Source organism: Planococcus sp. VCh962, from assembly GCF_057748275.1.
In genome coordinates this window covers 287,573-296,632 of the sequence record NZ_JBYLHS010000003.1, presented here as the reverse complement: position 1 = coordinate 296,632, position 9,060 = coordinate 287,573, and the positions used below count along the sequence as shown (strand labels likewise).

The window sequence follows — 9,060 nt, the reverse complement described above, 5'->3', positions numbered from 1 at the left end:
CTCCTGTTTCTGCATCGCTACGCTAGCTTCGAAACATGAAAGGGCGTTGCAGCGCCAGGCGCTTCGTCGCAAAGGCACCACCCAACTATGGTTGGCTGATGCCTTTCCTGCGGGAATAGTGCGAGTCCTGAGACCCCGCAGGGAATGAGGTGGGCAAAAGCAGTTTGCCCACCTCATTTGCGACGAAGCTAGCGCAGCGATGCAGGAGCACAAGGTTTTCGTCAGCGAGCGAGGAGGCTTAGGCCGCACCCCGCGAAAAGCGTCCGTCCTGGAGCGAAATGAAAAAAGGCCGTCGAGAATTTCTCGACAGCTTGAGAGAAAGTCCTGCAATTAAGCAGGGCTTTCTTTTATTTATCTTCCTCTTTCTTAAAATCTGCATATTTCTCATGAATCTCCGCTTCGATTGCCTGCACTTGTTCGTCTTCCAGCTTTTGCTTTGGCTGCGGATGGAACCATTGAATTTCATCTTCATGGACGAATCCCTTGTATTGCTCGCCTTGCACATTCAATGTGAATTGGTGGCGTTTGTAGGATTTGTCTTCGAACACCGGCTTTACTTCCAATTCCTTCGTATCAGTCGAAATCCCGTATTGCACCATCAGCTTATGGATTATGGATTCAATCGCGCCTATTTTTTCTTCACCAATTATCTGCTTTGGATGCGGGTGCAGCCATTGAATTTGGTCTTCATGAAAATGGCCTTTGAATTCATGGTCTTCTATTTTGAATGTAAACGCGTATCTTTCATGTATCCGGTCTTCAAACACCGACTTTACTTCAAAATCTTTCAGTACTGGTTCATCCCTCTTTTCTTCAAACATGTTCATGTCCTCCTTAAAACATTTTCTACTTTAATAATTCCCCTCATTATAAAGTAAGTAACCTGCTTTTACGAAAGAATGCTATCATTTTCACGCGCTTTTTATTAAAAAATCTATCAGCTTGTTGAACTGATAGATTTTTAATGGTTAATACTTTCTTAATGAGTTGGGGGTTATGCCGAACCACCGTTCATGGATCAATTGATGGCATTCGGTGATTATTCTTTCGATTACTTGCGTTGAGTTCGCCAGTATACGAATGCTGAAGCCTGAAACGACCAATTGTGATAAGCCGAATTTCACATCGGCTCCTTGGGCAAGGATCGCTTCATACAGATCATTGAGCAGTTCACTATCCGTTTGTTCGCCGACGACAATCATTGAACCCATATGGCTGTATCCTTCCATGAATCCTAAACCCGTGATGCTCTGCTTTTCCGGCGATAATTTAATATGGTCAAATACAGCAAGTTCTCCGTCCACATAGATTTCATTGATCAATTGGACGGTATGGTAGGTGAATTTCTTGCCGCTTGCCGACCATCCGGGCGTTAAGATATCGGTGTAAAGAAACACCGCTCCCGAATCCATCCAGACGGTATTTTTTTGCCGGTAACGCGCATTTTCATAGGCGATCAACGGGTCGGGGATGAACTCCAGGTAACTGCCTTTTTCTAAGACGATGTCCATCTCCTGGTAGGCATGGCCTTTCGGCGTCTTATACACTTTCGTTGCAGATTGGGTCGTTAACGTAACTTTAGCGCCTTCGGTGGCCGTTATTTTCATCCGGTAACGGTCTCCGTCTAAATAGCCGCCGCCCGGGTTCAATAAGTAATAACAGACCTTGCCCGTATCATCATGGTAAATCGGACGCATCACTTTGAAGGCACCTTGGAAAAACACGTTCTTCGCTACCGTCTTTCCTTTTCTTTCTTCTAAATCCAGCGATAGCTCGCCTGTCCATAGGGTCATATTATTCCAGCCCTTTTAACAGAACGTGGGTTTTCAGCCATTCGATGACTTCATCAAGCCCTTCCTCGGTTTTCAGGTTCGTAAACACAAACGGTTTATCGCCGCGGAATACTTTTGTATCTGAAGCCATAACGTCCAGTCGGGCGCCGACATAAGGCGCCAGGTCGGTTTTGTTGATGATGAATAAATCAGATTTGATCATTCCTTGGCCGCCTTTTCGAGGAATCTTTTCGCCTTGTGCAACATCAATGATGTAAATTGAAAAATCGACGAGTTCAGGGCTGAACGTCGCTGCCAGGTTGTCGCCGCCGCTTTCGACAAAGACAAGCTCGACTTCCGGATGGCGCTTCACCAATTCATCGATGGCCGCAAAGTTCATCGACGCATCTTCCCGGATGGCTGTATGCGGACATCCTCCTGTTTCAACTCCAATGATGCGGTCTTCCGGCAGCACACCATTTTCCATTAAAAACTTTGCGTCTTCTTTCGTGTATATGTCGTTTGTGACGACAGCCATATCTATTTCATGTTCTAAATTGCGGGTTATTTTTTCAACGAGCATGGTTTTTCCTGCTCCTACTGGCCCGCCGACACCAATTTTAATCGGTCCCATTCAAACACTTCCTTTTCTTTATAAAAATTTCATCATTAAGACATGAAAATGCGGATATTCACGCGCTCATGCTGCATTTGGGAAAGTTCAATCCCAGGTGAAGCAATCCCGAAATCATCTTCCGCCAACTGCATGATTTTCTGTGTTGCCAATTGCAATTCAGGATGGAATTCATGGGTAATCATGATTCCTGCCGTCTGCCCCAAAGGAATCGCGCGGACAGCATTTTGGATTAAGCTTGAGGATGCCGAATACAGATAGTAAAGCACGGTATCTTCCTTCGAAACATTCAGACCATGGGCAATCATGGTAAAAACAATCGAAGGGTGGGCAAATGCCTCTTTATTTTCAATGCGTTCCCGATACAGCGCAAGCACCGGGAAATCGTATAGCGATTGGGCGATTTTCAGTAGACGGTCACCAATCATTTGAGTGCCTTCCCGTGTTTCCCTCGGCAAATTCTGGACCATCAGCATCCGGTCCCATTTCCATATTTCCTGCAAGTCCTGCCGCTCAAGCGCATCGTATACCAAACGGCACACCAGTCCATCCGTGTAGATCAATTGATCATGGATATAGACCTTCAGCCAGTCAAAAAAGGTTTTTTGATCTTTAATCGTATCTGCCTGTATATAACTTTCCAAACCGAACGAATGGCTGAATGCTCCAGTCGGCAAACCGGAATCACATAGTTGAAACAGTGAAAGTAAGTTTTTATTCATGGCTGTGGCCGATGTGGCGGAATGCCTTTTTCACTTTACGGTCTTCCCGTCTATATGGGATTCCCAATTCATCCAATAGCTCTGCCACAAGATAATCATATTGAACCAACATATCGTTGCCTTCAAACTGAGCAGGCAGATGCCGGTTTCCAAGCTGATGGGCGATGTTCCCCATTTCTCCTATGCTCCGGGGACTGATGACAATCAAATCATCAGTTAGCACGTCTACTACAATCATGTTTTTTTCGTCCATGAACAGCACATCGCCTGCCACAAGATCGCGCGCTTCTTTTAAGCGGATGCCGAGTTCGTTGCCATGATCCGTTTTGACGCGTTGAATCCGTTTGACCAAATAAGCGCTCTCCAAATAGACTTTTTCAATGTGGCGTTTAGTAATTTCCTGTTCGTCCATTTCTTCTATGTTCGCAACCACTTTTTCGATGATCAATGCACTTCACCTCAGAATAAGAAATATCGCTGCCCCATCGGCACCTTATCTACAGGTGCACAAGTCAGCAGTTCTCCGTTTATTTTTACTTCATACGTTTGTGGATCCACCGTGATATCAGGCGTTTCCGAATTCAGTTTCATATCTTTTTTCGACAAAGTGCGGATGCCGCCGACAGGCAAAATGATTTTTTGAAGTCCGAGTATGTCATGGACACCGCCGTCAAAAGCCGCTTGAGAAATAAACGTGGCAGAATTTCTTGATAAGGCTTTGCCGTACTGGGCATACATCGGACGTGAAATATACGGCTGCGGTGTTGGAATCGATGCATTGGCATCTCCCATCAAACCGACTACAGCCATTCCATTTTTCAGAACCATTTCAGGCTTCACCCCAAAGAATGCAGGATTCCATAGAACCAGATCCGCCATTTTCCCTACTTCAATCGAGCCGACATGGGCTGAAATGCCATGTGTAATCGCCGGGTTGATCGTATACTTCGCAATATAGCGCTTAGCCCGGTTATTGTCCGCATATTCACTGTCGCCTTGCATGACACCACGCTGCATCTTCATTTTGTCCGCTACTTGCCATGTTCTTATGACTACTTCTCCCACTCGTCCCATGGCTTGGGAGTCGGAGCTGACCATGCTGAATACACCCATATCTTGCAGGATGTCTTCTGCCGCAATCGTTTCGCGGCGTATTCTAGAATCGGCAAAAGCTATATCTTCCGGTACTGAAGGATTTAAGTGATGGCAAACCATCACCATATCTAAATGCTCATCAATCGTATTGACGGTGTAGGGGAGGGTGGGGTTGGTTGAAGACGGTAATATATTGTGATAGCCTGCTGATTTTATCAAGTCCGGCGCATGTCCGCCGCCTGCTCCTTCTGTATGGTACATATGGAGGACGCGATCTTTCACAGCTGCCATTGTTTGTTCCATGAATCCACTTTCGTTCAAAGTATCGGCATGAAGAGCTACTTGGATATCGTACTCCTCGGCAACACTTAGCGCGTGGTCAAGAGAAGAGCCGGTTGCGCCCCAGTCTTCATGCACTTTTAATCCAATGACTCCGGCTTTTACTTGTTCTGCTAAAGGTGCGGAAGTTGCTGCATGTCCTTTCCCTGTGAATCCAATATTGATCGGCAATCCTTCTGCCGCTTCCAGCATCCGGTGGATATTCCATTCACCCGGGGTAACGGTAGTGGCTTTCGAGCCGGCTCCTGGACCCATGCCGCCGCCAATCAATGTAGTCGTCCCGGCTGACAGCGCTACTTGGACTTGTTCAGGATTAACGAAATGCACGTGCGTATCGATGGCACCTGCTGTTACGATCAGCCCTTCACCGGCAATCACTTCGGTTGCTGCTCCTACGACGATATCAACATTGTCCATGATAAGCGGATTTCCGCTTTTCCCGATGCCGAATATTTTGCCGTCACGGATAGCGAGATCCGCTTTTACAATTCCAGTGTAGTCAAAAATAATAACGTTCGTGATGACGACATCCGGCACTCCGTCTTCGCGTGCGGCAAGTGGATTCTGCCCCATTCCATCGCGGATGACTTTTCCTCCGCCGAACACCATTTCTTCACCGTATGTCGTAAAGTCTTTTTCGATTTGTATAAAAAGATTGGTGTCGGCAAGGCGGACTGCATCCCCTGTTGTCGGTCCAAACATTTCGGTGTATTGCTTTCTGGACATTTTGAAACTCATGATTCATCCCTGCTTTCCAGTGGTCCATCCACCTTGTTATTGAAACCATATACCCGGCGTTCTCCAGCAAACTGAATCAGCTGTATTTCTTTTTCATCTCCAGGTTCAAATCGGACTGCAGCCCCGGCAGGAATGTCCAAGCGCTTTCCGTATGCCTCTTCTCGATTGAATTGGAGAGCTGGATTCACTTCATAAAAATGAAAATGCGAACCTACCTGTACGGGCCGGTCTCCTGTATTAACGACTGAAACCGTAGAAACTGCTCTTCCTTCATTGCAAATGATATCTTCATCTCTTAGTACGTATTGTCCTGGTTCCATATGTCGATTCCTCCTATGTTCAAGTTAGCGAATTGGGTTGTGGACAGTCACCAGTTTTGTTCCATCGGGGAATGTGGCCTCAACTTGAATATCTTTGATCATTTCAGGAATGCCTTCCATCACGTCATCCCGCGATAAGATGGTGGCTCCGTATTCCATCAATTCCGCAACCGTTTTGCCATCTCTTGCTCCTTCTACCACTTCATACGTAATTAGAGCCATCGCTTCCGGATGGTTAAGCTTCAATCCTCTGTCTCTGCGCCTTTTCGCAAGGTCTGCAGCTACAACAATCATTAATTTATCAATTTCCCGAGGCAATAAATGCATGTCTGAACCTCCTCTCAATTTTTCTCAGAAAGTAAAAAAAGCCCTCATTGAGACTTTCAATTCGAACGTTTTTTAAAATATCTGAATTTTTAATAAACAATTCGTTTTTCTTTTCCCTGAGCTTCCGGCTTTTAAACTCTCCCTCTAGTCGAACTTAGCATAGGCGATTTTAAAGGTAAAGAGGGCGTACACAAAGCAGTTATTTATAACTACTCAAAGTTGGCATAAGGTCCCACTCCGTACTAGAGACAGCCGCTTGGCCATATGCTAAACTGTGGAATGGAACAGCCAAAACGGACAAGAATAGCTTGGCAAAAGGCGCCTAATTGGCGCCTCCACAGCATCATTACGATGCACATTAAGAGAAAGAGCATCTCTCTTCCTTTTTCTTTTTTGATTGGCAGAAAGGCAGGAATCCCGGTTTTGAAAAATAAAATATGGTTTACTTATGCAGTACTTTTGTTTTGCGTTATCGCTTGGGGCAGCAATTTTGTCTTCGGCGCTATTTTAGTAGCAGTTTTTGATCCCAGCATCATTGCAGTTCTGCGTTTGGTCTTTATCTTGATTTTTCTTTTCTTCGTGACGTTCCGAGCTGTCCGGGTCCAGAAACTGACCGTTTACAATTATATCTTTCTGGCAATTGCCGGATTTATAGGTGTTTCTTTAAATCAATGGAGCTTCTATGCAAGCCTTCAATTCACCGAGCCGGTAACAGCTGCTTTAATCCTTGCGCTCTCCCCCATTGTGACTTCTCTGCTCTCTTCTTATTGGTTTAATGAAAGGAAAACCGCACGCTTCTGGTTCGGCTCCTTTATCGCATTAGTCGGTGTCTGGCTAGTCATTTCAAACGGCAATCTGCTGGTTCCAAGCATCGGTACCGGTGAATTATTGATTGCATTGACGATGCTGTCTTTTTCTGTGTTTTTAATTTTCGTCCAGCATTTATCCAAGACCATCCACCCTGCTGTCATTACTTGGTACAGCAATGTTTTCGGTGTGGTCGGTCTGATCCCTTTTATCCCTTGGGAAAACGCCAGCCAGATTTGGGCCATTCCCCTTTCTTACTGGCTCTTGCTGATTGCGACCGCCGTCATTATGCATGGCTTATGTACACTCTTATGGAATAATTCCATTCAGAAAGTGGGCGCTTCAAAAGCGTCCCTGCTGTTGAATTTAGAACCCTTCATCGCAATGCTTTTCAGCTTGATGATTTTGGGTCATGCCATTCAAGCTCTTCAAGTAGTAGGAGCCACCATTATTCTTATTGGCGTAGCCATTTCCCTTCGGACAAAATAGAAGCCCCTCCAATTGGAGAGGCTTCTATTTGTTTTTCTTTCGGTTTTCAGCTCCCCCGCACACCTTGACTATTGAAAGGGAAGATCCTAAGCCGGCACCGGAATGGTGAATGCAACATGAGCCGGTTCTCCTTCAAAAGCAAGCGGCGCATTTGACCTGAATCACAGGAAAAGGCGGCCATTTTTCATTAGTTATTTGTGTGCTTAAGGCAATTGCTTTAATGTGTCGTCGCGTAAAATAAATTGCGCCAATTCTTCCATCTGATCTGAGATGGCCCGGTCTTCTTTCAACGGCGGACAAATTTCTCTGACTTTCTCCATATACGCCCGCGTAGCAGGCGCCAGTTGATTTTCCGCCTGCTCAAGATAAATCGCCTGGGAAGCGCAGATTAATTCAATGGCAATCACACGCGCACTATTATGGATGATTTCTCGTGCTTGTCGTGAGCCGATCGTTCCCATGCTGACGTGATCTTCCTGGTTGGCAGATGTCGGAATGGAATCTACGCTTGCAGGATGGGCCAGCACTTTATTTTCAGATACAAGGGCAGCTGCCGCGTATTGCGCAACCATTAATCCGCATTCCAAGCCTGGATTTGAAGCGAGGAACGGAGACAAGCCGCTCAGCTGAGGGTTCACCAGCCGTTCTGTCCGCCGCTCGGAAATATTAGCCCATTCTGCCGCACCGACTTTCATAAAATCCATAGCCAGGGCAATCGGCTGGCCGTGGAAATGGCCACCGGAAATGATTTCACCGTTTTCCAGAATAATCGGATTGTCTGTTGCCGAATTGATTTCAATTTTCAGGCGGTCCTCTACGTAATGGAGTGACTGCCAAGATGCTCCGTGCACTTGAGGAATACAACGGATGGAATAAGCGTCCTGCATGCGGATCTCCCCTTGATGAGTAATGCGCTTGCTTCCTTCCAGCCAATTGCGCATCCTGGAAGCCACAGTCTCAAGTTCCGGATGCGGGCGCACAGCCAATAGTTCACTATCGAATGCCGAAATGATGCTTTGCAGCGCCTCCATGGTCAAACAGGCAGCCATATCCGCGGCCAGCCCGACGCGTTCCGCTTCGTTAAGCGCCACAACTCCTACTCCCGTCATTGCTTGAGTTCCATTGATCAAAGCGAGTCCTTCCTTTGCTTCCAGCGAAACCGGCTTTAGCCCGGCACGGCTGAGTGCTTCTGCACCGCTCAGCACTTCTCCTCCAAACTCAGCCTTTCCTTCGCCGATCAAAACGATGGCAATATGGGAAAGCGGTGCCAAATCACCGCTCGCCCCTACTGAACCTTTACATGGAACAACCGGATGCACTTTTCGGTTGATCATTTCAACCAGCAGCTGAAGCGTATCTTCCTTGATTCCGGAAAAACCTTTAGCAAGCGCATTCGCCCGCAGCACCATCATGGCTCTGACAACCGGGGTCGGAAGCGGATCTCCGACACCCACCGCATCTGCCCGCAATAGATTCAGCTGCAATTTGGCAATGTCTTCTTCTTCAATGACGATATCGCTTAATTTTCCGAATCCGGTGTTCACTCCATAAATCACTTTTCCGTCCTTAAGCTGAGTTTCAATCCGTTCACGGCTCGCCCGTACCCGTTTCAAATCAGCTTCAGGCACTGCCACTTTCGCTTCTCCGAAGACCACTCTTTCTATTTTATGCCTATCCAGCGTCCTGCCATCCAAATCGACGCTCAGATGCTCGGCAACTGCCTGGATGTCCAATTCAACTGTTTTTTCATTCGCCATTTTCTCCACTCCTCTGCCGCTTCAATCCATACTAAGCTAACATTAATCTTCTTTTTTGCC

Annotated in this window: 10 protein-coding genes; 1 reads left to right on the top strand and 9 read right to left on the bottom strand. The window is 46.6% G+C overall.

The window, feature by feature from the left end; genetic code table 11:
• Positions 1-347 precede the first annotated feature (347 nt).
• The 8 genes from AC3AQ9_RS12700 to AC3AQ9_RS12665 all read right to left on the bottom strand — a co-directional run bounded on the left by AC3AQ9_RS12700 (position 348) and on the right by AC3AQ9_RS12665 (position 5,947).
• Entirely contained in the window at positions 348-821 is a 474-nt protein-coding gene (locus AC3AQ9_RS12700) for a hypothetical protein (RefSeq protein WP_488307856.1), read from the bottom strand.
• 147 nt (positions 822-968) lie between these two features.
• Complete coding sequence (locus AC3AQ9_RS12695) at positions 969-1,793, bottom strand: urease accessory protein UreD (protein ID WP_488307855.1); 825 nt, start codon at positions 1,791-1,793, stop codon at positions 969-971.
• Between the two features lies 1 nt (position 1,794).
• Entirely contained in the window at positions 1,795-2,406 is a 612-nt protein-coding gene (gene ureG, locus AC3AQ9_RS12690; protein WP_488307854.1) for an urease accessory protein UreG, read from the bottom strand.
• A 35-nt stretch (positions 2,407-2,441) separates the two neighbouring features.
• Positions 2,442-3,128 carry an urease accessory protein UreF gene (locus AC3AQ9_RS12685; RefSeq protein WP_488307853.1) on the bottom strand — a complete coding sequence of 229 codons (687 nt, stop codon included), beginning with the start codon at positions 3,126-3,128 and terminating at the stop codon, positions 2,442-2,444.
• Positions 3,121-3,576, bottom strand: a complete 456-nt coding sequence (gene ureE, locus AC3AQ9_RS12680; RefSeq protein WP_488307852.1) for an urease accessory protein UreE — start codon at positions 3,574-3,576, stop codon at positions 3,121-3,123. Before ureE ends, AC3AQ9_RS12685 begins: the two co-directional genes overlap by 8 nt.
• An 11-nt stretch (positions 3,577-3,587) precedes the next feature.
• Complete coding sequence (gene ureC, locus AC3AQ9_RS12675; RefSeq protein WP_488307851.1) at positions 3,588-5,300, bottom strand: urease subunit alpha; 1,713 nt, start codon at positions 5,298-5,300, stop codon at positions 3,588-3,590.
• Positions 5,297-5,620, bottom strand: coding sequence for an urease subunit beta (locus AC3AQ9_RS12670; protein WP_488307850.1), 324 nt, complete (start codon positions 5,618-5,620; stop codon positions 5,297-5,299). The genes ureC and AC3AQ9_RS12670 overlap by 4 nt, the downstream gene beginning before the upstream one ends.
• A gap of 24 nt (positions 5,621-5,644) precedes the next feature.
• Positions 5,645-5,947 carry an urease subunit gamma gene (locus AC3AQ9_RS12665; RefSeq protein ID WP_488307849.1) on the bottom strand — a complete coding sequence of 101 codons (303 nt, stop codon included), beginning with the start codon at positions 5,945-5,947 and terminating at the stop codon, positions 5,645-5,647.
• Between the two features lie 423 nt (positions 5,948-6,370).
• Between AC3AQ9_RS12665 and AC3AQ9_RS12660 the strand changes: the two genes are divergently transcribed.
• Entirely contained in the window at positions 6,371-7,243 is an 873-nt protein-coding gene (locus AC3AQ9_RS12660) for a DMT family transporter (RefSeq protein WP_488307848.1), read from the top strand.
• A gap of 203 nt (positions 7,244-7,446) precedes the next feature.
• Here the strand turns inward: AC3AQ9_RS12660 and hutH are convergent, their stop codons facing one another.
• Positions 7,447-9,000: a histidine ammonia-lyase gene (hutH, locus tag AC3AQ9_RS12655; RefSeq protein WP_488307847.1), complete on the bottom strand. Its 1,554-nt coding sequence runs from the start codon at positions 8,998-9,000 to the stop codon at positions 7,447-7,449.
• Positions 9,001-9,060: the final 60 nt, after the last annotated feature.